Raw genomic sequence first — 23,776 nt, 5'->3', positions numbered from 1 at the left:
GCCCGGGCGTCCGCCGGGCGGCTCAGGAGCAGAGGGCGTCGATCTCCCCGCGTACCGCCGCACGATCGCGCCGCGGCGCAGCCTCGGCGCGGGCGCCGGCAGGGCCGCTCCCCGCCCCCGTGCCGCGCGATACGGAGGGCTACGCCCGGTGTCGGCCTGCCCACGGTCCCGGACCCACGGCCGGGCCGGCCCCTGCGCCGTGACGGCGCCCGGGGTCCCGGTCGGTCCGCTGCCGTCGTGGACGGTGATGCCCGCCCCGGCGAGCGCCGGCCCGAGCTGCCGGCCGCGGGTCGACCCGCCGGAGACCACGTGGCGGGTGCGGCCGCCGTGCACCGCGCGGATCCGCCGTCCACCCGGACCGGACGCCGACGGCCGGCAGCCCCTTCGCCACGGCCGGCCCGCCGCCCTCGCCGCCGGCGGAAGGCGCGACCCCACCCGCCGGACCGCGCTGCCCCGGGGGCGGAGGAGACCGGCCGCCCTCCGGGCACCCGTGGGTTTGTGCGATCGCACGGACGCCGGGGCGGAGCTGTGGCGCTTCCTCCGTTCCCGGGCCGGCGCTGCGGCGTGGGAGAATGAACCACGTGCGTTTTCTCAATGATCAGCGTCCGCCGTACGACCTGACGTACGACGACGTCTTCATGGTCCCCAGCCGCTCCGCGGTCGGCTCCCGCCAGGGCGTGGACCTGGCCAGCCCCGACGGCAGCGGCACCACGATCCCGGTCGTGGTCGCGAACATGACGGCGATCGCCGGCCGCCGGATGGCCGAGACCGTCGCCCGGCGCGGCGGCCTGGTGGTGATCCCGCAGGACATCCCGCTGGAGGTGGTCGCGGAGGTCACCGGCTGGGTCAAGCAGCGGCACCTGGTGCTGGACACCCCCATCACGCTGGCCCCCGGGCAGACCGTCGCCGACGCGCTCTCCCTGCTGCCCAAGCGTGCGCACGGCGCGGGCGTGGTGGTGCGGGACGGGCGCCCGGTCGGCGTGGTCACCGAGCACGACCTCACCGGCGTGGACCGCTTCACCCAGCTCTCCGAGGTGATGTCCCGGGACCTGCTGGTGCTGGACGCGGACATCGACCCGCGCGAGGCGTTCAACCGGCTGGACGCCGCGCACCGCAAGCTCGCGCCCGCCGTGGACGCCGACGGCCGGCTCGCGGGCATCCTCACCCGCAAGGGCGCGCTCCGCGCCACCCTCTACACCCCCGCCACCGACGCCGCGGGGCGGCTGCGCATCGCCGCCGCCGTGGGCATCAACGGCGATGTGGCCGGCCGCGCCAAGGCGCTGCTCGACGCCGGGGTGGACACCCTGGTCGTGGACACCGCCCACGGCCACCAGGAGGGCATGCTGGACGCGCTGCGCGCGGTCCGCGCCCTGGACCCGCAGGTGCCGGTCGTGGCCGGGAACGTGGTGGCCGCGGACGGCGTGCGGGATCTGGTGGAGGCCGGCGCCGACATCGTCAAGGTGGGCGTCGGGCCCGGCGCCATGTGCACCACCCGGATGATGACCGGGGTGGGCCGGCCGCAGTTCTCCGCCGTGCTGGAGTGCGCCGCCGAGGCCCGTCGGCTCGGGAAGCACGTCTGGGCGGACGGCGGGGTGCGGCACCCCCGCGACGTCGCGATGGCGCTGGCCGCCGGTGCCTCCAACGTGATGATCGGCTCCTGGTTCGCCGGCACCCACGAGTCTCCGGGCGACCTCCAGCAGACCGCCGACGGCCGGCTGTACAAGGAGTCCTTCGGCATGGCCTCGGCGCGCGCCGTGCGGCAGCGCACCAGTGAGGAGTCCGCCTACGACCGCGCCCGCAAGGCGCTCTTCGAGGAGGGCATCTCCACCTCCCGGATGTTCGTCGACCCGGCGCGTCCCGGCGTCGAGGACGTGATCGACTCCATCATCGCGGGCGTGCGCTCCGCCTGCACCTACGCGGGTGCCGGCAGCCTGGAGGAGTTCACCGAGCAGGCCGTCATCGGCGTCCAGAGCGCCGCCGGCTACGCCGAGGGGCAGCCCCTGCACGCGAGCTGGTGACCCGCACGGCCGAGGGTATTCGCCCCAGCGCGAATTGCTTCGGCCGGCGGAGGCCTCGTGCTGGGATGCGGGCATGACCGACACACCTCAGCGGACCCTGCTGCACCACGGCACCGGACCGGGCGCCTTCACTCCCGACGGCTGCTCCGTGGAGCTGTACACCCGGCTCCTCGCGAACGGCGAGCCGGAGATCGTCGCCGGGGCCGTGCCGCCCGGCGCCACCCTGCTCGAACTCGGCGCCGGGGCCGGGCGCATGACCCGCCCGCTGCTCGCCCACGGCCTCCGGGTCACCGCGGTCGACGAGTCCCCGGAGATGCTGGCCCGGATCGACGGCGCCCCGGCCGTGTGCGCCGCCATCGAGGACCTCGCGCTGGACACCCGGTTCGACGTGGTCCTGCTGGCCTCCTTCCTCGTCAACACCGCCGACGAGACGCTGCGCGGCGCCCTGCTGCGCACCTGCGCCCGCCACACCGCCCCCGGCGGCTGCGTGCTCGTCCAGCGCGAGGGACAGTGGCAGCGCGACCTCGCGCCGGGGACCGAGTGGCACCGGGACGGGCTGACCGTACGGGTGGCGCTGCGGGAGCCCGCGGCCGGCGGCGCCCGCCGGACCCGCCTGGAGTACGCCTACCGCGACGCCGCCTGGAGTCAGACCTTCGTCTCGCACCATCTCACCGAGCCGCAGTTCGAGGAGGCGCTGGCCGGGGCCGGGCTCGCCCTCGACCGCTATCTCACCGAGGACCGCACCTGGGTCCGCGCGGTGCCCGCCTGAGCGGGTCCCGGTGGCCGTCCTGTGCTGTACTTCGGGTACGGCGCGCACCGCCCCCGACCGGCCACCGCAGCAGAAGTGAAGTGACCCTGCCCTCGTGCGACACCTCAACGAACTCGACGAACGCATCGTCCACGTCCTCGCCGAGGACGCCCGCCGCTCCTACGCCGAGATCGGCGCCGAGGTCGGGCTCTCCGCCCCCGCGGTGAAACGCCGGGTGGACCGGCTGCGCGCCGAGGGGGCGATCACCGGGTTCACCGTACGGGTGGACCCAGCGGCGCTGGGCTGGGAGACGGAGGGCTACATCGAGATGTACTGCCGCTCCAAGACCTCGCCGCGGGACATCCACCGCGCGCTGTCCCGCTATCCGGAGGTGGCGTCCGCCTCGACCGTGACCGGCGACGCGGACGCCATCGTGCAGGTCTTCGCCTCGGACATGCGCCACTTCGAGCGGGTGCTGGAGCGGATCGCCGGTGAGCCCTTCGTGGAGCGCACCAAGTCCGTCCTGGTGCTCTCGCCGCTGCTGCGCCGCTACAGCGCGGGCCCGCCCGCCTGACCGGCCGGACCGGGACCCGGGGCGTCCCGGCCTCCCAGGGGCCGCCGGCCCTCGGGGACTGCTGCCCGCACCGGACGACGCCCTGCCGGGCACGCTCAGCCCCGGCCCCTCCCGGCGCTCTTCCGGGGCCGACTCCCGCAACAGATCGCCGTAGGCGGCCGAAATCGCGCAACGAATCCTCCCTGAACGCGCAACAGAGCAGCCTTGCCCGCCGCAGAGCCCCGCCCGTACCGTCGAATCGTTCCCACCGCACGACTCCGTACGAGGTTCCATGACGCCGCTGCGCACCGCGCTGCTCCAGGGCCCCGGCGGCGTCCCCGCCTCCACCGCGGACAGCCTGTCCGCTCTGCGCGCCGCCGCCGGGCGCGCCGCACGGAGCGGGGCCCGGCTGCTGGTCACCTCAGAGCTCTTCCTCACCGGGTACGCCCTGGGCGACACGCTCCCGGAACGGGCCGAGCCGGCCGACGGGCCGGGCGCCCGCGCCGTCGCCGCCCTCGCCGCCGAGCACGGCCTGGCGATCGCCTACGGCTACCCCGAGCGGGACGGCGACGCCGTCCACAACGCCGTCCAGCTCGTCGGCCCGGACGGCACCCCGCTGGCCCACTACCGCAAGACCCATCTCTACGGCGACTACGAGACCGCGCACTTCACCCCCGGCGACGAGCTGGTCGTCCAGGCGGAGCTGGACGGTCTCCGGATCGGCCTGCTGATCTGCTACGACGTGGAGTTCCCGGAGCCGGTGCGGGCACATGCTCTCGCCGGTACCGACCTGCTGCTGGTGCCCACCGCGCTGATGCGCCCGTACGAGCACGTGGCGCAGACCGTGCTGCCCGCACGGGCCTGGGAGAGCCAGCTCTACATCGCCTACACCAACCGCTGCGGCCCGGAGGGCGACTTCGCCTTCGCCGGGCTGAGCTGCCTCGCCGCCCCGGACGGCACCGTACGGGCCCGGGCGGGCACCGGCGAGGACCTGCTGCTGGCCGACGCCGACCCGGCGTCGCTGGCCGCCTCCCGGGCGGGGAACCCCTACCTCGCCGACCGCCGCCCGGAGCTGTACCGCCCCCTGCACGACCCCCTGCACCACCCTCTGCAAGGAGAAACGCCCCGATGACGTCCACGGTGCCCACCGCCGCCCACGACGAGCAGCACGCCGCGAGCGCCACGGAGCCCCACGCGCAGCCGCTGACCATGTTCGGGCCGGACTTCCCCTTCGCCTACGACGACTACCTCGCCCACCCCGCCGGCATCGGCTCCGTGCCGGCCACCGAGCACGGCACCGAGGTCGCCGTCATCGGCGGCGGCCTGTCCGGCATCGTCGCCGCCTACGAGCTGATGAAGATGGGCCTGCGGCCCGTGGTCTACGAGGCCGACCGGATCGGCGGGCGGCTGCGGACCGAGTCCTTCACCGGCTGCGAGCCCGGCCCGACCGCCGAGATGGGCGCCATGCGCTTCCCGCCGTCCTCCACGGCCTTCCGGCACTACGTCGACCTCACCGGGCTGGAGACCACGCCGTTCCCGAACCCGCTGGCTCCGGACACCCCCTCCACCGTGGTGGACCTCAAGGGCGAGTCCCACTACGCCCGCACCCTGGACGACCTGCCCGAGGTCTACCACCGGGTGATGGAGGCCTGGAACGCCTGCCTGGAGGAGGGCGCCGACTTCTCGGACATGCAGCAGGCGATCCGGGAGCGCGACGTGCCGCGCATCCGGGAGATCTGGTCCGCGCTGGTGGAGAAGCTGGACAACCAGACCTTCTACGGCTTCCTCTGCGACTCCCCGGCCTTCGCCTCCTTCCGGCACCGGGAGATCTTCGGGCAGGTGGGCTTCGGCACCGGCGGCTGGGACACCGACTTCCCCAACTCCATCCTGGAGATCCTCCGGGTGGTCTACACCGGGGCTGACGACGACCACCGCGGCATCGTCGGCGGCAGCCAGCAGCTTCCGCTACGGCTCTGGGAGCGCGAACCCGCCAAGCTCACCCACTGGCCGCTGGGCACCTCGCTCGCCTCGCTGCACGAGAACGGGCGGCACCGGCCCGCCGTCACCCGGCTGCACCGCACCGCCGGCAACCGGATCACGGTCACCGACGCCGACGGAGCCATCCGGACCTACCGCGCCGCCGTCTTCACCGCGCAGTCCTGGATGCTGCTGTCCCAGATCGACTGCGACGACGCGCTGCTGCCCATCGACCACTGGACCGCCGTCGAGCGGACCCACTACATGGAGTCCTCCAAGCTCTTCGTGCCCGTCGACCGGCCGTTCTGGCGGGACGAGGCGGTCGACGCCGAGGGGAACCCGACGGGCCGCGACGTGCTGAGCATGACGCTCACCGACCGGATGACCCGCGGGACCTACCTGCTCGACGAGGGCCCGGACCGGCCCGCGGTGATCTGTCTGTCGTACACCTGGTGCGACGACAGCCTGAAGTGGCTGCCGCTGAACGCCCGGGAGCGGATGGAGGTCATGCTCAAGTCGCTGGGCGAGATCTATCCCGGTGTCGACATCCGCAAGCACATCATCGGGGACCCGCTCACCGTCTCCTGGGAGAACGAGCCCTACTTCATGGGCGCGTTCAAGGCCAACCTGCCCGGCCACTACCGCTACCAGCGGCGGCTGTTCACCCACTTCATGCAGGACCGGCTGCCCGGGGACAAGCGCGGGCTCTTCCTGGCGGGCGACGACGTCTCCTGGACGGCCGGCTGGGCCGAGGGCGCGGTGCAGACGGCGCTCAACGCGGTGTGGGGCGTGATGCACCAGCTCGGCGGGGCCACCGACCCGGCCAACCCCGGCCCGGGCGACGTGTACGACGAGATCGCCCCGGTCGAGCTGCCGGAGGACTGAGGAGCCCGCGCCGGGGAGAGCACGGCGGCCTACCCGGCCGCCGTGCTCTCCCGGACGATCAGCCGGTAGTCCGCCTCGATCTCCCGCGGCCCGTCCGCCTCGCCGCCCGCCCGGCGCGCGCCGCGGCCACCCCCGATGAGCGAGTCCAGGACCTCCACGGCGACCCGGGCGATCTGCTCCTTGTCCGGGGAGACGGTGGTCAGCGTCGGGGTGCTGTACCGGCCGTCCTCGACGTCGTCGAAGCCCGCCAGCGCCACGTCCCCGGGCACCCGCAGGCCCGCGGAGAGGGCCGTCCGCAGCGCGCCCAGGGCGAGGAGGTCGTTGAAGCAGAAGACGGCCTGCGGCGGCTCGGGCAGCTCCAGCAGTTCACGCATCAGCGCGGCCCCGTCGGCCCGGCGGTAGGAGCCGGTCGCCGGCACCAGCCGCTCGTCGAAGGGCACCCCGGCCGCCTCCAGCGCCTGGCGGTATCCCGCGAGCCGCAGATGGGCGGTGTTGGCGCTCGGGTTCTCCTGGGCTCCTATGGCGGCGATCCGGGTGTGGCCGCGGGCGAGCAGATGCTCGGTGACCTCGCGGGCGGCCCGCAGGTTGTCGATGGCCACATGGTGCGTGGGACCGTCCAGCACCCGCTCGCCGAGCAGCACCAGCGGGGTGCGGTCGGTGCGCGTCGCCAGTTCCTCGCGGCCCACGGTGATCGGGCTGAAGATGAGGCCGTCGATGAGCTGCTCCCGGATGCCCTGCAGCACCTCGCGTTCCCGGGCGGCCTGACCGTCGGTCTGGTCGATGAGCACGGTCCAGCCCCGCTCGGCCGCCGCGTCGATCACGAACCGGGAGAGCTCGGCGAAGTACGGGGCGTCCAGCTCGGGCAGGGCCAGGGCGATCACGCCGGTGCGGCCGCGGCGCAGGTTGCGCGCGGAGAGGTTCGGGCGGTAGTCCAGCTCGGCCAGCGCCTGCTCGACCTTCTCCCGGGTCGCCGGGGAGACGTAGGTGTAGCCGTTGACCACGTTGGAGACGGTCTTCACCGACACTCCCGCGCGTGCGGCCACGTCCTTCAGACTGGAACCCACCTGCATCACCTTCCACCGGCACCCGCGGGCGCCACCCCCAAGAAGCGGTCGCCCCACATTCGCACACCGTGTCCGGGGCGCCACGGGGAGCCCCGTTCCGGCCTGGGACCCCGTAACCTTCGGCGTCCCTATTTACAACGCTGTTTCAACGATGTAACTGTAGCAGCGCGCGGTGGCCCGCCACCCGTCCGGCCCCACCCCGGCCGGTCCTCGGAGCCACCGCGGTCCCGGCACACCGGCCACCGCGCGCGGCGGCCGCGACCGGCCCGGACCACCGCCGCGCCCGCTCGTCCCACCAGCACAGGGAGCCCACCGCACATGCCCACGGCCCGCCTTCACCTCGACCCCGCATTCCGGGTCGGCACCGTCGACCGCCGCCTGTTCGGCTCCTTCGTGGAACACATGGGACGCTCCGTCTACACCGGCGTCTTCGAACCGGACCACCCGCGGGCCGACGCCGACGGCTTCCGCACCGACGTGCTCGACCTCGTCCGCGAACTCGGCGTCACCACGGTGCGCTACCCGGGCGGCAACTTCGTCTCCCACTACCGCTGGGAGGACGGAGTCGGCCCCGTCGAGGAGCGCCCCACCCGCCTGGATCTCGCCTGGCGGAGCATCGAGAGCAACGCCTTCGGCCTGGGAGAGTTCATGGCTTGGGCCGCCAAGGCGGGGGTCGAACCGATGATGGCGCTCAATCTCGGCACCCGCGGCGTCCCCGAGGCGGTCGCCCTGCTGGAGTACGCCAACCACCCCGGCGGCACCGCCCGCTCCGAGCTCCGGCGGTCGCACGGCGCCGAGGACCCGTACGGCATCCGCCTGTGGTGCCTCGGTAACGAACTCGACGGCCCCTGGCAGATGGGCCACAAGACCGCTCACGAGTACGGCCGGCTGGCCGCCGAGACCGCGCGGGCCATGAAGCGCTTCGACCCGGGCCTCGAACTGGTCGCCTGCGGCAGCTCCAACGCCCACATCGACACCTTCGCCTCCTGGGAGGCGACCGTCCTGGAGCACACCTACGAGTTCGTCGACTACATCTCCCTGCACGGCTACTACGAACCCCAGGACGGCGACACCGACTCCTTCCTGGCCAGCGCCGCGGAGATGGACCGCATGATCGACGCCGTCGTGGCCACCGCCGACCACGTCGGCGCCAAGCTCCGCGACCCGAAGAAGATCAAGCTCTCCTTCGACGAGTGGAACGTCTGGTACCAGAGCCGCTTCGGCGGCGAGGACTCCCTGGAGTGGCGCACCGCCCCCGAGCTCATCGAGGACGTCTACGACGTCACCGACGCCGTGGTCGTCGGCAGCCTCCTCATCACCCTGCTGCGCCACGCCGACCGGGTCGGCGCCGCCTGCCAGGCCCAGCTCGCCAACGTCATCGCCCCGATCATGACCCGCCCCGGCGGCCCGGCCTGGCGGCAGACCGTCTTCCACCCGTTCGCCCTCACCGCCCGGCACGCCCGCGGCCGGGTGCTGCGCGTGGAACCGGAGTCGCCGGTGGTGGAGACGGCACGCCACGGCGCGGTGCCCGCCCTCTGGGCCACCGCCACCCACGACGAGGAGACCGGTGAGCTCGCCCTCTTCGCCGTCAACCGGGACCGCACCGCGCCGCTGACCCTCACCGCCGGTCTCCGCCCCTTCCCGGGCAGCCACGTCGTCGAGCACCTGCTCCTCGCCGACGACGACCCGGCGGCCGTCAACACGGCCGAGCAGCCCGACCGGGTGGTGCCGCGCCCCGTGGCCGGCACCAGGGTGAGCGACGACGCCCTCACCGTCGAGCTCCCGCCCGCCTCCTGGACGCTGGTGCGGCTCGCCACGTCCTGAACCCCTTCCGGCCGCCCCCCAGCCCCGATCCCTCGCCGAGGAGAGAACCATGAGCAGCACGACCCCGAACCGTACGACCTTGCAGCGCCGGTCCTTCCTCGGCGCGGCGGGCGGCCTGGCCGGCGCCGGCCTGCTGACCGCCTGCGGCAGCGGCTCCAAGGTGGGCGCCGACGGCGACGAGCCGAAGGACGCCCCCGACTTCCAGGGCGGCGAGTACAAGGGCCCGAAGGTCACCCTGGAGTACTGGAACGGCTTCACCGGCGGCGACGGCCCGCACATGCGGTCCATGCTCAAGGCGTTCAACAAGGAGTACGCCGGGAGGATCGAGGTGAAGAACACCACCCGGCAGTGGCAGGACTTCTACCCGGCGCTGCCCACCGCGATCACCGCCGGCAAGGGGCCCGACGTGGCGGTGATGCACAACGACTGGGTGGGCACCTTCGCCGCGCGCAACATCCTCGTCCCGCTGGACGACGTCGTCTCCGCCCTGGAGATGAGCGAGTCGGACTTCATCCCGGCGGTGTGGCAGGCCGGCGTCTACGAGGGCAAGCGCTACAGCGTGCCGCTGGACGTGCACTGCCTTGCCGACTACGCCAACAGCAAGCACCTCACCCGGGCCGGCCTGGACGCCCCGCCGCAGGACCGCGACGGCTTCGAGTCCTCTCTCGCCGAACTCCAGGACGCGGGCGTCAAGCAGCCCTTCTGGATGCCCAACAAGTGGCCCGGACACCTGATGTTCATGTCCCTGTTGTGGCAGTTCGGCGGGGAGCTCTACAACGAGGACGGCACCAAGGCCCTGTGGGGCTCCGACGCCGGGGCCGAGGCGCTCGCCTGGATGCGGAAGCAGATCACCGAGGGCTACAGCCCCGGGAAGGTCGCCCAGGACTCCCAGTACACCGCCTTCAAGAACAACAAGGTCAGCTACACCTGGGACGGCATCTGGCAGATCAACGACCTGAAGACCAACGCCGAAGGCCTCGACTGGGAGATGGCCTCCCTGCCCGTCATCGGCGACCGGGCCGCCGTGTGGACGGCCTCGCACAACTTCGTGCTGACCTCCCAGGCGCTGAAGGGCGACGACGGCGACCACAAGGCCGAGGCCGCCAAGTTCTTCATCGACTACATGAGCAAGCAGTCCACCGAGTGGGCCAGGGCCGGCATGATCCCGGCCCGCAACTCCGTCCGCGAGCAGTCCCAGGTCGCCTCGCTGCCGCAGATCGCCCTGGCGAAGGACGTGGACGTCTTCCACTTCGTGCCGCCGGTCGCCGGCGTGGGGGACGTCCAGGTCAAGGCCCTGGAACTGGCCGTCCAGGAGGCCGTCCTGGGGCGGAAGTCCCCCGCCGGGGCGCTCGCGGACGGCGTGCGCACGGCGGACAAGCTGCTGGCCCAGAACAAGCAGAAGTACGCGAAGTGAGGCACGGCACGTGGCACTGCGGATGACCGCCCGGCCCCCCGCCGGGGGAGCGGGGCCCGGCCGGGGCGCACGCCCCGGCCGGGCCGCCACCCGCTCCTACCGGTGGTGGACCCCGTACGCTTTCCTCACCCCCTATCTGGTGCTGTTCCTCACCTTCGTGCTGGTGCCCATCGGCTACGGCCTCTGGATCAGCCTGCACAGCTGGGACATCAACTTCGCCGCCAAGCCCTTCGTCGGTCTCGGCAACTACCGGGAGCTGTTCGACCCCGCCAGCGTGGACGGGCCCCGCTTCTGGTCGGCGATGCGGGCGACCGGCGTCTTCACCCTGCTGTCGCTGCCGTTCCTGCTGGTCGTGCCGCTCTTCGTCGCCATGCTGATGAACGGCAGGTTCCGCGGCCGGAACCTCTACCGGGCGGTCTACTTCGCCCCGTACGTGCTGGGCGTCGCCGTCGTCAGCCTGCTCTGGCGCTTCCTGCTCGACGGCAACATCGGCATGGTCAACCACTACCTCGGGATGATCGGGCTCCCCGACGACATCCAGTGGACGACCTCCACCCCGGCGGCCTGGTGGGCACTCGTCGGCGTCACCGTGTGGTGGACGCTCGGCTTCAACGCCGTCATCTACCTCGCGGGCCTCCAGGACATCCCCGCCGAGCTCTACGAGTCCGCGCGCGTGGACGGCGCGGGCGCCTGGCACCGGTTCCGGCACGTCACCCTGCCCGGGCTGCGCCCGGTGGCGCTCTTCGTCGTCAACGTCACCATCCTGGCCTCGGCCAACGTCTTCGGCCAGGCCTACCTCATCACCGGCGGAGCCCCGGCGGACGAGACCAAGACGGCCGTGTACCTGATCGCCGAAACGGGCCTCAACGAGTTCCAGATGGGCCGGGCCTCGGCCATGAGCTTCGTACTCGCCCTGTTCCTGATGGCCGTGAGCGCGGTCGTGTTCCGCCTCTTCCGCGAACGACAGGAGGACCGTTGACCGCCCCCCGCACCCGGCCGCCCGCACCCCGGGCGGGCGCCCGCCCCCCGCTGCCGTCCGGCCGAGGGGAGAGCCGCAGTCCCGTGGCCGTCCGGAAGCTGCGGCGCTCGCTGCTCCACCTGGTGCTCGCGGTGGTGGCGCTCGGCTACCTCAGCCCGCTGGTCTACATGCTGGTCACGTCGTTCAAGACGCGCGGGGACGCCGGGGCCACGGAACCGGCGTGGATCCCGGACCCGGCCACCCTCGACGCCTACCGGCACGTGCTGGGGGCCACCGACAGCCCCGTCGCCCAGTGGTTCCTCAACAGCCTCCTGGCGGCCACCGGCCATGCGGCCCTCGTCCTGGCCACCGCGACCCCGGCGGCGTACGCGCTGGCCCGCCTGGAGTTCCGGGGCCGGGGGGTGATCTTCACCGTCGTCGTGGCCACCCTGTTCGTCCCCCCGATGATCCTGCTCATCCCCAACTTCCTCATCGTGAACGAGCTGATGTGGGTGGACACCCTGCCCGCCGTCATCGTGCCCATGGCGGGCGGCGCCTTCGGCGTCTTCTTCCTCCGGCAGTTCTTCCTCACGCTGCCCGGCGAACTGGAGGAGGCCGCGGAGCTCGACGGCTGCAACCGGTGGCAGATCTTCCTGCGCGTGGTGCTGCCGCTCTCCCGGCCCGCCCTGGTCACCCTCGGCCTGCTGGCCTTCCTGATGAACTGGAACGACTTCCTCTGGCCGCTGTACGTGCTGCTCAGCCCCGAGTCGCTGACGCTCCCCGCCGGCCTGGCCAACTTCCAGAACGCCAACAGCATCCGCTACGACCTGCTCATGGCCGGTGCCGTGATCGCCAGCGTCCCCGTGCTGCTGCTCTACGTGGTGGCGCAGCGCTGGGTGATCGAGGGCGTCTCCCGGTCGGGGCTCAAGGGCTGACGGGCCGCGGCCACGGAGCCGCGGCGCGTCGCACGCCGTCTGCTCGCCCCGCGCCGGACCGGCGGCCGGGCGGGGTGAGCAGGCACCCGCCCGCCAGGGCCTGTCCGGCGCCCCCAGTCCGGCGCACGCCGTCCGGCGCACGCACTCCGGAACGCCCCGGACGCCCGCAGTCCCGCCATCACCGCCGCCGGGGGGCCGTGCGCGGGTCACGCAGGACCGGCTGCCCGGGGACGAACGCGGCCCTTCCCGGTGCGCGCCGGCGTCTCCCGGACGCCCCGGCCGGGCCCCGCGTGGTGCAGGCGGCGCTGCACCCGGTGGGCCCGGGCGCCTGCACCACCCGGCGGCGCCCCCGACCCGGCGGCCCCGGACGGCCCCGGCTCCGGGGCCCTCACCTGCCGACGGCGAGGAACCCGGCCCAGGCGGTCAGGTCCCCCGGGTCGATCTGCGCGGCCTGCCGGGCCAGCTCCCGCGGCATCCGCGGGGGCAGCGCCCGCGCCGGGTCCAGCATCCACAACTGGGCCCGGCGCAGCGCCTCGCCCGGCGGCATCCCGGCGTCCCGCAGGTAGTGGTGGGTCAGGAACATCAGCAGTGAGGTGGCGTCGTCCGGGACGGGCCACAGCGAGCCCAGGACCGACCGTGCGCCGGAGGTCAGGAAGGCGGTGGCGAGGGTGTACACCTCGTCGGCGCCGCGCCCGGAGACGTGGCTGCGGCACGCCGCCAGCACCACCAGGTCGGGGCCCCCGCCGGCTCCCGCCGCCGGCCGCTCGGTCAGCGCCTCCGCGGACAGGTCGCCGTCCCGCAGCCGCAGCACCGCGCTGTGCCGTGCGTTCTCGGCCACCGCGGCATGGCAGGCCAGATGCAGCGTCCCGCCGCGTGCGGCCGGGGAGCCCAGCCAGTCCAGCACCTCCGCCACGGTGCCGGAGCCGTCGGCGGTCCCCGGCGCCGCCCGCCCGAGGAAGGTGGCGTGCGGGTAGTAGGCGTCGCGCACCGCCCGGGCCTCCCGGCCGGCGAACCAGAGGTCGCCGGTGGGGTCGCCGACGATCAGCGCGGCACCGCGCGGCGGCTCCGGCCGCCCGGCCACCTCGCACACCAGCCGCGCCGAGGCGGCGTAGGAGACCTCGGTCACGTGCAGTGCATAGCGCCGCCCGCCGCCCGGACGGGACCGCCAGGCCGCGTGCCAGGGCACCGCCCCCAGCGGGCCCATGGGGACCAGCACCAGCCGCGCCACTCTTCCGGGAGCGCGGAGCCGCGCGGAGACGTCGGCCGTCAGCGGCCCCATGGCCGCCTCCCAGGCCCAGGCGCAGAGGGCGTCGAGCCGGGCCGGTCCGGGCGGGGGCGCGCCGCCGCCCGCCTCGCCCGGAGGGCCGCCCATGTCACGGCCGCCGTCCCGCGCAGGCATGGCGCAGCGGCGCAGCGCTGCGGCGTCGGTGCGCAACGCGGGCAGCGGCAGCGCCCGTACGGCACCGTCGGCGCCCACGACCACGGCGGCGCCCGCGCCGTGGTGCGTGTCGTCGCCGGGCACCAGATAGGCGAGCGCGTCCCGGCCGAGCGCCCGCAGCGCCCCGGCGATCTCACCGGCCGCCGGCGGGTCCAGCAGCCAGTCCCCGGCGGGTCGGCGACGCCCGGGCGCCGTCAGGGAGGCGAGGACCTCCCGGCGCAGCGCGCTGGGCACGGCGTTCCCCTCGGAGCCCGCCTCCGACCACCGCGCGGCGAGGTCCGCACGTCCGGCGCCGGACAGGCGCTGCCCGACCGTGCGGGCGACCGTGGCGGCATGCAGGACGAGCCCGCGGCAGGAGTCCAGCGCGGTCACCGCGTCCTGCGGGACCCCGTCGGCGAGGCTCCAGGCGGCGACGCCGAGCGCCTGCTCCGTCCCCTCGGCCGCCACCTGCGCCGCGTGGCCGGTGCCGGACTGGAGCAGCACCCCGTACGCCGTGGCGCGCAGCGCGTCCAGCGCGAGGCCGCGGCCCACCCGGCGGTCGTCCAGGACGGTGTCACCGCGCTCGCGCAGCACCCCCGCCAGCACGGTGCCGCACGTGGCCCGCATCGGGTGCTCCGGCCCGCCGGTCGCCTCGTAGGCCTCCGTCAGCAACGCGATCGCCTCGTCCAGCCGGCGTCGCCGGGACCAGGGCCGCCCGCGCATCGCGAGGTCACGCGTGACCACCCCGAGCGCCGCGGTGCCCCGGAGCCACAGAGCGTCGCCGGGCACCGCAGCCTCCCGGCCCGCCCGCAGCAGCACGCCCGCGTCCTCCAGCCCGCGCCGGTCCCGCTCCCGGAGCGCCTCCAGATGGCGCGCGGTGCCGGTCATCATCAGCAGCAGGGCGCGCTGTGCCCCCGGGACGGCGGAGACGGACCGGATCACCTCCGCCGCCGGCACCCGGCGCCCCGGGCCGGCCGCCGGGTTCTCCGGAGGGGGAGTCCCGTCGCCGGGCGGGGCGCCGAGCAGGGCGAGCGTCCGTTGCACCTCGCCCCACACGGGATGCCGGGGGTCGATGCCCAGGCCCCCGGCCCCCAGCGTGGCCAGGGCCGCGGCCCGGTCGCCGGTACCGGACCGGCCGGGCAGCAGCAGGCCCACCGCGGCGAGGGCGCGCTGGAGCTCCCCGGCGCTCGGCAGCCCCGGGGCGCCCGGGACGGTGCCCTCACCGGCGGCCGGCAGGCCGGTCATGCCGGCGAGCTGCCCGGCACCGTGCTCGATGTCGTCCAGCCCACCGTTCATGAGGCCGTTCAGGATCCCCACCACCGAGGCCATGCCGGTGGCGGCGACGTCGCCGGGCACGGGCGGGGAGTCCCCGGCCTCGCGGCCGGTCACGGCGGACCACTGCGCGAGCGCCTCACCCAGCAGCCGCTCGTCGCCCAGCCCGTAGTGGGCCAGTGCCACGCCCACGGCCATGCGGGTCCGGTCCCGCCCGACCCCCGGGGCGCCGGCGGAACCGCCGGCGCCTTCGGTCGCCACCGCCTGCAGCCGCCGGAGGTGTTCCGGGGCCAGTCCGGTGCGCCCGGGGTCGAGGCTCGGGGCGTGCCGCAGCAGGAACGCCGCCTGGGCGGCGCGCTGCGCGCCGTCCGGCCGGGAGTGCTCCCACTGCCGGTAGAGAGCCGGCAGGGTCTCGTCGGCGTCCTCCGGGCCGACGATGCCGGACACGACGCCTGCCCACTGTGCGTCGCCCGGATCGGGCCGCCCGGCCGCGGCGGTCACGGCGTGCCGGAACAGCCGGGCCGCGTCCGCGTTCTCCAGCGGCCGGTGCCCCGCCAGCAGTCCGGCCCGGGCCAGGGCCCGCAGCATGCGGGCCGACAGCACCGCCGCGGGGTCCGTGGTGTGCCGCAGCACCGTGGCGGCGTGCCGGGCGCAGGCCACCAGCCGTTCCGGCCGGCCCTCCGTGTACAGCTCCCCCTGCCAGGAGGCGAGCACCAGGGCCGGCGGGTGCACCGGGCCGTGTTCCGGCCGCCACCCCGCCACCGCGACCTCCAGCAGCCCGGTCGCCTCCTCCTGGAGACCGCGGTCGCCCTGCCGGACACCGTGGTCGAAGAGGAGCCGGGCGAAGACTGCGGCGAAGACCGGGGACAGGACGGAACCGGCTCCCGGAGCGGAGACGACGTCCCGGACCCGCCGTACCAGCGGCCCCGGCGGGACGGCACCCACGTCGTCCCCGAGGGCGAGGACGGCGGCGTACGCGGCGGCCGCCTCGGCGTCGCGCACCGCCTCCGGCAGCGCGGGCGCGCCGGGTGGTACGGCGGCGCGGCCGTACCGCGCCGCGTCGAGGAAGGCGGTCTCGGCCGACCGCAGCGCCTCCGCGTCCCCGGTGAGGCGGCCCCGGGCGAGCAGCGTCCACCCGAGCGAGCCGTACCGGCCCACCGCGTCGCCGCCCGCGCCGCCGCCCCGCAGCGCGCTCCGGTAGTGGTCCTCTGCGGTGCGGAGACCCGCCGCGTCCTGCCGGTCCACGGCCCGGTCGTAGAGCAGGTCCCCGAGCTCCTCGTGCAGCACCGGCAGGTCCTCCGGGTCGGGCGCCGGGTCGCAGGCCAGCAGCCTCTCGTACCGCTCCACGGCCTCGTCGCGATGGCGGACGTCCCCCGTCTGCTGCCAGCGGCACCGGGCGAGCTGGGCGAGGAGCAGCGTGCCCAGGTGGCGGACCGGGGCGGAGTCCGGTGCGCCGCCGAGGGCGGCGACCCCGCAGCGGATGAGCGTCTCGGCCCGGCCGAGGACGGGCAGCGGCGGCGGGCCCGGGTGCTCCAGCGCCATCAGATGGCCGAGACAGACCAGGCCGGCGTGCCGGGCGGGGTTCTCCGCCCCTCCGCCCTGACCCGCAGTCAGCGCCCGTTGCAGCGCGGCGTGGGCGAGGAGGCGGTCCTGGTCCCCGTCCTCCGGGCGGTCCGCGGCGGCGTGCAACTCGTAGCAGATCAGGCCGAGCTGGAGCCACACCTCCGGGAGCCCCGGCGCGCCGGCGGGGGACCGGAGCGCCTCGTGCAGGAGCCGGTCGCGTTCGCTGCGCAGATCCGTCCAGGGCTCCGGGGCCGGGCCCGCGGGCGGCGGTCCGGGGTCCGGGGGCAGCGGGCGGAGCGGCTCGAACGCGGGGTCGGTCAGGGGCATCGGCGGTCCTCTCTCTGCGCGCCGGGCGCGGTCCGGCCGCCCGCGGGCCGCCGGCGGCCCGGCGGTCAGCCCCGGAGCGTCACTCCGTGGCGGGTCTGCAGCCGGTGGACCTCCCACCACACGACGCCCGTCAGCGTGACCGGGCCGCCGAACAGCAGCAGGAGGGGCAGGGCTCCGGGGCCGGGCGGCAGCCCGCCCACGAGCAGGCTCACCGGCACGAACTCCCACACGGTGAGGCAGGTCAGCAGGGCCGGCAGCGCCGCGTGGACCTCGCCGGTCCCGAACCCGGTCCGGACGACCACCATCGAGGCGGACACCGCGAAGAACACCGCCCACAAAACGGGTACGAGCAGCACCAGGCTGAGCAGCACCGCGAGGTCCTCGTTCGCGACCAGATGCTGCGGCAGCGCCGTCGACCAGGCCAGCAGCGGCACGAGCGTCAGTGCGCCGACGTACTGCGCCAGCGACGTCAGGGGCCCGCGGAGGCCGCTGCGCATGGCCGGGCGCCGCTCGGCGGGCGCCAGCCGGACGAGGAGCACGATCACCGCCGGCGCGGTGACGATCAGCAGCCACGGCGCGATCAGCAGGCGCAACGCGCTCTCGGCCAGCGCGTCCCGGACGTCCTGTCCGGCGCCGTAGGCGCCGAGGAACACGGCGGACGCGAGAGCGGCCGTCCAGGCCCGGGCCCGCTTGATCCGTGCGACCCGGTGGTCCTCGACGCGGACGCGGAACCGGGCGAAGACGGCGTGCGCCCTGCGGTAGGCCGACCGGAACATCGAGTAGAGCAGCAGGACCGGGACGGCTCCCGGCACGAAGAGCAGGATCAGCCACGCGCAGCCGGGCGACCGCCGCGCCAGGGTGCGGAACGAGGGCAGGTCCCCCCGTGGGCCGTCCGGCCGGGCCGGTCCGTCTCCCGGCCCCCGGTACGGGGTGCCGGGGCCCGGTCCCGGGCCCGGCGGGTACGGGTGGCCCGGGCCGGGCCACGGTCCCGGGTACGGCGGGTACGGGCCCCAGCCGGGGTACGGCACCGGCACGGGGCCCCAGCCCGGAGGCGGATACGGCCCCGGGCCGGGACCCCCTCCCGGCGGGTACGGCCCGGGGTTCCCTGCCGGCGGATACGGCGGCCCGTACCCGGGTGCCGGCGCGGGCGGCCGCGCCGGTGGGTCCGGCTGCGCCGGCCCTGGGTCCGTGGTTGCCATGTCTGCCCCCTCGCCTCCCGCCGGCCGGTGCTCCCGGCCGGCCCGTGCTGCTCCCGGCCGGCCCGCCGCGCTCCGGCGCCTCCGCGCGGTACGGAGCGCCCCACCTCCGGACGCCCGACCGCGGCGGGCCCTGAGAGGCGCCGCACCCCTTCGGCACCGCCTCAGCCGCCTCTCATTCAAGCCCAACCGGCCCCCGGCGAACGGCGCTCGCGCCGCCGCGCCCAGCAATCGACCGGCATTCGCCCACGCCGCGCCCCGTCCCCCTGCGCCGGCTCTGCCACGCTCACCGCATGGGAACGGTTTTCGCCCTCCTCGTGGGGATCGACGCCTACGCGGAACGGCCGCTGGGCGGCTGCGTCAACGACGTACGGGCCGCCGCCGACTGGCTGCGCCGGAAGTCCGGGACAGCCGCCGACATCCGGACGCTGACGGACGCCGCCGCAACCCGTGCCGCCGTGCTCGAGGCCCTCGGCACGCACCTGGGACGCGGCGGCCCGGGGGACACGGCCCTGCTCTGGTTCAGCGGGCACGGCTCCAGCAAGCCCACCGCCGATCCCCGCGAGGCCACCGGAAACCGCCAGGCCCTGGTGTGCCACGACAGCCCGGAGCCCGGGAGACAGGCGCTCACCGACCGCGAACTCGGCCCGCTGCTCGACGGGATCGCCCACGGCGGCGCCCATGTGGTGGCGGTGCTGGACTGCTGCTACTCCGGCGGCGCGACCCGGGACGGCGACGGCACGGCACGCAGCATGACGTGGCGGTCCTGGTGGACGGTGCCGGGCGCCCCGCGCGGGGCCGGCGCGCCGGGGCCCGCGCCGCGCCGGCACGTGCTGCTCGCGGCCAGCCGGCTCGACGAGACCGCGCACGAGGGCTGCCCGGACGGCGACCGCACCCTTCGGGGCTACTTCAGCCACGCCGTGCTGGAGGCACTGGAGACGGCCGGGGCCGGGACCTCCTGCCGGGACCTGCACGCCCTCGCGGAGGCAGCCGTGCGCAGGAGGCGGCCCGGCCAGCACCCGACGCTCTTCGGCCCCGGAGAACGGCGCTTCCTGCACGGCGGGACGGTGCCCTCCACCCCGTACCGGATGCGGTGGACGGACGGTGAGTGGGAGGTGAACTGCGGGGCCGCGCACGGGCTGCGCGCGGAGGGGAGCGAGTTCACCGTCCTCACGCCGGGTCCGCCGCGCAGGGCGGTGGTGCGTGCGGTGCTGCCGGAGACGTCCCGGGTGGCGCCGGCGGACTGGGAGCCGGACGGGCGGGAGCGTGCCGGGCTGCTCCCGGTGACCCCGACCGCCCTCGCGTTCCCTCCGGCGGCCGTCACGCTCCGCGGCCGGGGCGCGGCCGCCGCCCTGGCGGAAGCCGTCACCGCGCATCCGCTGCTGTCGCTCGGCGGCCCGGGCACCCCGCTGCGGGTCGAGGTGGCCGGCGGCACCGCCCGTGTCGAGGACGGGGTGCGGGCCCCCGCCGTGCTCGGGCTGCGCACCGACGCGGAGGTCCGGCACGCCGTCCGCTGCCTCGCCCATCTGGCCCGCTGGCACCGCGTCCGGGAGCTGGAGAACCCGGATCCGACGTTCTCCGCACTGGTCCGGGTGACCGTCGAGCCGCTGTCCGGCACCCAGTGGCGCACCGCCGGCGGGGAACTGGTCCATGCCTACACCCCGGACGGCAGGCCGCCCCGGGTCCGGGTGCGGGTCCACAACGACACCGACCGGCCGCTGTGGTGCGTCCTGCTGGACCTGACGGACAGCCACGAGATCACCGACACCCTGTACGAGGGGGACTTCGTCGGTCCCGGACGGGCCGGTGAGGCCCGGGGCGGCGCACCGGTGTGGCTCTACCTGCCGGAGGGCCGCCCGGCGGAGCCCGGCGCCTCGGTACGGGACTGGCTGAAGCTGATCGCGACCGAGCAGGAGCTCGACACCACGCCGTTCCGGCTGCCCGCCTGGCCGCCGGCCGCGGGAGCCCGGGGCGGCGGCCCGCCCGGGACGGGGAACATCCTGCGGCTGCAACCGCGCCCGGGCAGTCGCGACCTGGGCGGGCCGCGACCGGTGCCGGGCCGGTGGGGAACGGTCACCGTCCCGCTGCGCACCGTGGTCCCGCGGGGGCCCGCGGACCCGGTCGGCTGACACCCGTCACCCCGGGAGCCGCTCCCGGCGGGCCGCCTCCGGGCGGTCACGCCCGGCCGCTTGCGCCCGGCGCCGCCGGTGCCACCCGGGTGCAGTAGGGCGCCAGCACGCCGTTCAGCCAGCGCTCACCCTCCGGGGTGCCGAAGTCGACGGGGGCGGCACCGGTGGGCTCCAGCGGCGGGGCGGGGCAGCGGTCGTCGAAGAGGACGGAGACCCGGTCGGCCGGCTCCCGCTTCGAGGGCCACACGAAGCCCTGGGCCCACGGCGCCGCGCGGTCCCGGATCCAGTGGCCCCAGTCGCGGGTCTGCGGGTACTCCGGGCACTCGGCGTGGACCAGCCAGGAGTCCTGTCCCACCGCGGCCAGATCGGCACCGGACATCAGCGACACCACCTCGGTCGGTGCGGCCAGCCGCAGGAAGGACAGGCAGCGCCGGGCGACGGCGGCCCGGGGAAGCAGCCGGGGGCCGCCGTCGCCGCCGAAGGGCAGCGAGCGCAGCAGGGTCTCGCTGACCGCGGCTCCCACGCTGAACCCCAGATACAGGAATCCGCACGGCCGGTGGGGGGTGCTGTCGAACCGGCCCCCGCCGTAGAGCGCCTGGGCGGGCACCGTGTTGAAGGCGGTGGGGGAGCGGTGCGAGGAGTGCACCCGGTAGACGGGCGTGCCCTCGGCGAGGACCACCCTGTTCGGTGTGCCGGGAAGGGCCGCGGGAGGCCGCTGGTTGGGCACCGGTCAGTCCCCCTCGTCCGGTCCGCACAGGGCCCGGGCGGCCTGCCGCAGCTCCTCGTCGCGGCCGCGCCCGAGCAGTCCGGCCGGGGCCGCGTCCCACCAGGCGTGGCCGGACAGCCACCAGTCGGCCGCCCCCCAGGGGTCGGTGCCGGCCCCCAGCAGTGCGTTGACCTCGAGCACCACCCGCCACGGCAGGGGACCCGCCTCGAACTGGAAGGCCGGCAGGACCCTGCGGCCGTGCGCGTCGGACAGCGTGATCAGCCGCCGGTCGCCGGGGTCTCCGCCCTGCCGCAGCACCTCCGCGCGCGACAGCGCGGGCGCCGCCAGCAGGCGCCTGCGCACCGGTCCGAACACCGGCCCCACCATGGGGTTGCCGTCGAGGACGAGCATGCACAGGTCGGCGTGGTCGTAGCCGTGGTGGGGGAGAGGGGCGGCGTCCGCGTAGCGCGCGTCCCCGGCGGTGCGGAGCAGCCGCGCAGCCTCCGCGTCCGGCAGCCCCCCCAGTACGGAGCGGACCGCCCGCTCGCCGACGGGTTCCCCACCGGCCGCCCACCCGGATTCCGCCGCGCGCACCCCGCGCAGCAGGACGGTGAGTTCGCGGCGGGCCCCCGGCGTCAGCCGCGGCCCGAGCCGGTCCCAGTCGGCGGCGAGGGCGCCCAGCACGAGCAGCGGGTTCATCCGGATCCCCGCCCTGTTCCGGCGCAGCACGCCCCCGCCGTCTCCGCCCCGCCCGGCAGCGGCCTGCCGCCGAGCACCTCCGTCACCGCGTCGGCCACCAGCGGACGGCGGACCACGAGATGGAAGTCCCGGGACCCCGCTGCCGCGGCCATGGCCGGCCACACGGCGCTGACGCTCTCCTCCGCCGACAGCCGGCCGCGCCCCGCGCCGAGCACCGTGAAGCACACCGACCGGGGTGGCGGACTGAGCAGCGCGTGCTCCTCGGCCAGCAGGTCCAGCGCCCGGCTCGCCGCCACCGCCACGTCCCGGGAGAGGACGTCGTAGTCGTTGGTGCCCACCCGCGGAACGGCCACCGCCGCGTGGTAGATGCGGCGTATGCCGCGCTCCCGCAGGGCGCCGGAACCGGTCGGCACCACGGTGCCGGCGGGCACCGAGCGGTACAGCACCCCGTGGGCCCGCCGCCACGCGACCAGCTCGTCGTGGACCGGGTCGCCGACCACGGCTCCGGCGGCGTCCCGCACCGCCCCGGCCCGGCGCAGCGAGGCCGACACCGACGCCTTGTACATCTCCGGGAGCGCCAGGTGGGTGTTGGTGGGCGAGACCACGATGTCCACGCCCCGCAGCAGTTCCACCGGGTGGACGTGCAGGGTGAGCGGCACGGAGCGCCCCGCCCCGGCGGGCACGGCCAGCAGCCGGTGCTGGAGGTGCGGCGCGGGCAGGGGGACGTTCCCGCCGCCGGCCCGGTGCCGTTCCCCGCCGCCGGCCCCGGCGATCCAGCAGACCTGCTCGGCCACCTGGGCGAGCACCATCTCCTCCTGGAACTTGCGGAACCGCTCGACGCTGACGCCGTAGACCCGGGCCGCGCGCCGGCGCCGCTCGGCGGCCGGCCGGTCCCGGGTGCCGGAGGCCAGTCCGAGCGAGTGTTCCGCGGCGCTCCGCAGGTCGTCGCCGCCGAGCGACGACACGGCCGCCCGCAGCAGCTGCTCGACCTCGATGGGCCAGGAGTCGGTGAGTGCTCCGGGGACCGAGACCGCCGCGTGGCGGAGCAGCGGCACCCGGAGGTCCCGTAACCGCAGCAGGCCCTCGCGCCGGATCGCCTTCACTTCCCCGAGGACTGACGTGACGTCAAGGTGGTTCCGCACCGGCTGTTGCATGTCCATATCGTCGTATCAGGGACTGTCGCCTTACAAGGCACTTCACCTGGGACGACATCGATATGGTAGTTTTCCCGTTTCCTCGGGTTCTTCCTTTCCCGGCGCTTTCGCCCACTCGCACTCGGGGCACCGGCTGAGCGGCGTCAGCAGGCAGCGGCCGACCAGGCCCACGCCGGCGTCCAGCCGTTCGGCGCACTCCTCGGTCAGGTCCTCGAACGCCCGCAGCCCCCAGAGGGTGCGGAACGCGGCCCACGCGGCGTCGCGTGCGGCCTCCAGGCTCCAGGCGCCCACCAGATGGGTCAGCGGGTCCGCCACGTCCAGCAGGTCGGGCCCGGGCATCAGCTCCTCCCGGATCCGCTCCTCCAGGCCGGTCAGCATCTCGCCGACCCGCTCGAAGTCCGTCTCCAGCAGCCGGGGTTCCGCCCGCCGCGCCCGGCAGGTGTCCACCAGGGCCAGCGGCAGGTCGTGGCCGATGTGCGCATGGACACCGGCCAGCGCGAACTGGAGGGGATGCACCCCGGGATGCCGGCGCGCCTGGAACAGCGGCCGCCAGCACGCGGGCGCGCGCCGCCCCGCCGCGGACGCCGCCACGGCCCCCAGGTAGCGGTCCGCGAACCGCACCGCGAGCTCGGCGGCCACCGCCGGCCGGGCGAACCGGCCGCCGCCGAGCAGGGCGCCGAACTCCTCGGTCACCGCGAGATACACCCGGTTGAAGACCGCGACCCCGTCCCGTGGCGGCAAAGCCGCCGCGAGGGCGCGCATCCGCCGGACCACGCCGTCCACGTCCCCCGCCGGCCGCGCGGTCAAGCCCTCTGCTGTCGTCATGGGCGCCAGGCTTCCAGCCCCGCGGGGCCGGGGCGGGGCGCCCCGCGGCCGGTGCCCCGGACGGGGGACCGGCCGGCGGGCCGGCCCCGCCGGGGCGAGCCCGCGTGCGTAC

Annotated in this window: 17 protein-coding genes; 10 read left to right on the top strand and 7 right to left on the bottom strand. The window is 75.5% G+C overall.

Going from position 1 to position 23,776, the window contains the following annotated elements; genetic code table 11:
* Positions 1-581: 581 nt before the first annotated feature.
* The 5 genes from HOY81_RS12335 (at position 582) to HOY81_RS12315 (ending at position 6,181) form a co-directional block, all read left to right on the top strand.
* On the top strand, positions 582-2,018 hold the full coding sequence (locus HOY81_RS12335) for a GuaB1 family IMP dehydrogenase-related protein (protein WP_237320349.1): 1,437 nt from the start codon (positions 582-584) through the stop codon (positions 2,016-2,018).
* 73 nt (positions 2,019-2,091) lie between these two features.
* Positions 2,092-2,787 (top strand): bifunctional 2-polyprenyl-6-hydroxyphenol methylase/3-demethylubiquinol 3-O-methyltransferase UbiG, encoded by a 696-nt coding sequence (locus HOY81_RS12330; protein ID WP_237320348.1) that lies wholly within the window; start codon positions 2,092-2,094, stop codon positions 2,785-2,787.
* 94 nt (positions 2,788-2,881) lie between these two features.
* On the top strand, positions 2,882-3,340 hold the full coding sequence (locus HOY81_RS12325) for an Lrp/AsnC family transcriptional regulator (protein WP_237320347.1): 459 nt from the start codon (positions 2,882-2,884) through the stop codon (positions 3,338-3,340).
* Positions 3,341-3,611: 271 nt separating this feature from the next.
* Entirely contained in the window at positions 3,612-4,451 is an 840-nt protein-coding gene (locus HOY81_RS12320; protein WP_237320346.1) for a carbon-nitrogen hydrolase family protein, read from the top strand.
* Positions 4,448-6,181 (top strand): NAD(P)/FAD-dependent oxidoreductase, encoded by a 1,734-nt coding sequence (locus tag HOY81_RS12315; protein WP_237320345.1) that lies wholly within the window; start codon positions 4,448-4,450, stop codon positions 6,179-6,181. Before HOY81_RS12320 ends, HOY81_RS12315 begins: the two co-directional genes overlap by 4 nt.
* 29 nt (positions 6,182-6,210) lie before the next feature.
* On the opposite strand, the gene HOY81_RS12310 is transcribed toward HOY81_RS12315, so the two are convergent.
* Positions 6,211-7,245: a LacI family DNA-binding transcriptional regulator gene (locus HOY81_RS12310; protein ID WP_237320344.1), complete on the bottom strand. Its 1,035-nt coding sequence runs from the start codon at positions 7,243-7,245 to the stop codon at positions 6,211-6,213.
* A 318-nt stretch (positions 7,246-7,563) separates the two neighbouring features.
* Here HOY81_RS12310 and HOY81_RS12305 point away from each other — a divergent pair, with 318 nt between their 5' ends.
* The 4 genes from HOY81_RS12305 to HOY81_RS12290 all read left to right on the top strand — a co-directional run bounded on the left by HOY81_RS12305 (position 7,564) and on the right by HOY81_RS12290 (position 12,376).
* A complete protein-coding gene (locus HOY81_RS12305) occupies positions 7,564-9,069 on the top strand; it encodes an alpha-N-arabinofuranosidase (protein ID WP_237320343.1) in 1,506 nt (501 codons plus the stop codon).
* A 49-nt stretch (positions 9,070-9,118) separates the two neighbouring features.
* Positions 9,119-10,483 (top strand): ABC transporter substrate-binding protein, encoded by a 1,365-nt coding sequence (locus HOY81_RS12300; protein WP_237320342.1) that lies wholly within the window; start codon positions 9,119-9,121, stop codon positions 10,481-10,483.
* 10 nt (positions 10,484-10,493) lie between these two features.
* The gene (locus HOY81_RS12295; RefSeq protein WP_237320341.1) at positions 10,494-11,462 is read left to right on the top strand and encodes a carbohydrate ABC transporter permease; all 969 of its coding nucleotides are present in this window, start codon (positions 10,494-10,496) and stop codon (positions 11,460-11,462) included.
* Positions 11,463-11,545: 83 nt separating this feature from the next.
* Positions 11,546-12,376 carry a carbohydrate ABC transporter permease gene (locus HOY81_RS12290; RefSeq protein ID WP_237320340.1) on the top strand — a complete coding sequence of 277 codons (831 nt, stop codon included), beginning with the start codon at positions 11,546-11,548 and terminating at the stop codon, positions 12,374-12,376.
* 388 nt (positions 12,377-12,764) lie between these two features.
* Here the strand turns inward: HOY81_RS12290 and HOY81_RS27355 are convergent, their stop codons facing one another.
* Both HOY81_RS27355 and HOY81_RS12280 read right to left on the bottom strand, forming a co-directional pair.
* The gene (locus HOY81_RS27355) at positions 12,765-16,955 is read right to left on the bottom strand and encodes a CHAT domain-containing protein (protein WP_272892705.1); all 4,191 of its coding nucleotides are present in this window, start codon (positions 16,953-16,955) and stop codon (positions 12,765-12,767) included.
* Between the two features lie 65 nt (positions 16,956-17,020).
* The gene (locus HOY81_RS12280) at positions 17,021-17,767 is read right to left on the bottom strand and encodes a hypothetical protein (RefSeq protein WP_237320339.1); all 747 of its coding nucleotides are present in this window, start codon (positions 17,765-17,767) and stop codon (positions 17,021-17,023) included.
* 677 nt (positions 17,768-18,444) lie between these two features.
* On the opposite strand from HOY81_RS12280, the gene HOY81_RS12275 reads away from it, so the two are divergent.
* A complete protein-coding gene (locus HOY81_RS12275; RefSeq protein WP_237320338.1) occupies positions 18,445-20,280 on the top strand; it encodes a caspase family protein in 1,836 nt (611 codons plus the stop codon).
* Positions 20,281-20,326: 46 nt separating this feature from the next.
* Here the strand turns inward: HOY81_RS12275 and HOY81_RS12265 are convergent, their stop codons facing one another.
* The 4 genes from HOY81_RS12265 to HOY81_RS12250 are packed head-to-tail and all read right to left on the bottom strand — an operon-like array spanning position 20,327 to position 23,664.
* A complete protein-coding gene (locus HOY81_RS12265) occupies positions 20,327-20,959 on the bottom strand; it encodes an RES family NAD+ phosphorylase (protein WP_308340985.1) in 633 nt (210 codons plus the stop codon).
* 51 nt (positions 20,960-21,010) lie between these two features.
* Positions 21,011-21,685 (bottom strand): hypothetical protein, encoded by a 675-nt coding sequence (locus HOY81_RS12260; RefSeq protein ID WP_237320337.1) that lies wholly within the window; start codon positions 21,683-21,685, stop codon positions 21,011-21,013.
* Entirely contained in the window at positions 21,682-22,839 is a 1,158-nt protein-coding gene (locus HOY81_RS12255; RefSeq protein ID WP_237320336.1) for a hypothetical protein, read from the bottom strand. The genes HOY81_RS12260 and HOY81_RS12255 overlap by 4 nt, the downstream gene beginning before the upstream one ends.
* A gap of 42 nt (positions 22,840-22,881) precedes the next feature.
* Positions 22,882-23,664 (bottom strand): DUF5995 family protein, encoded by a 783-nt coding sequence (locus HOY81_RS12250; protein WP_237320335.1) that lies wholly within the window; start codon positions 23,662-23,664, stop codon positions 22,882-22,884.
* Between the last annotated feature and the right edge of the window lie 112 nt (positions 23,665-23,776).

This window comes from Streptomyces sp. JJ36, from assembly GCF_021696945.1.
Classification (GTDB): domain Bacteria; phylum Actinomycetota; class Actinomycetes; order Streptomycetales; family Streptomycetaceae; genus Streptomyces.
Note: the sequence above shows the minus strand (reverse complement) of the source record. Positions and strands in the feature narration are given on the sequence as shown.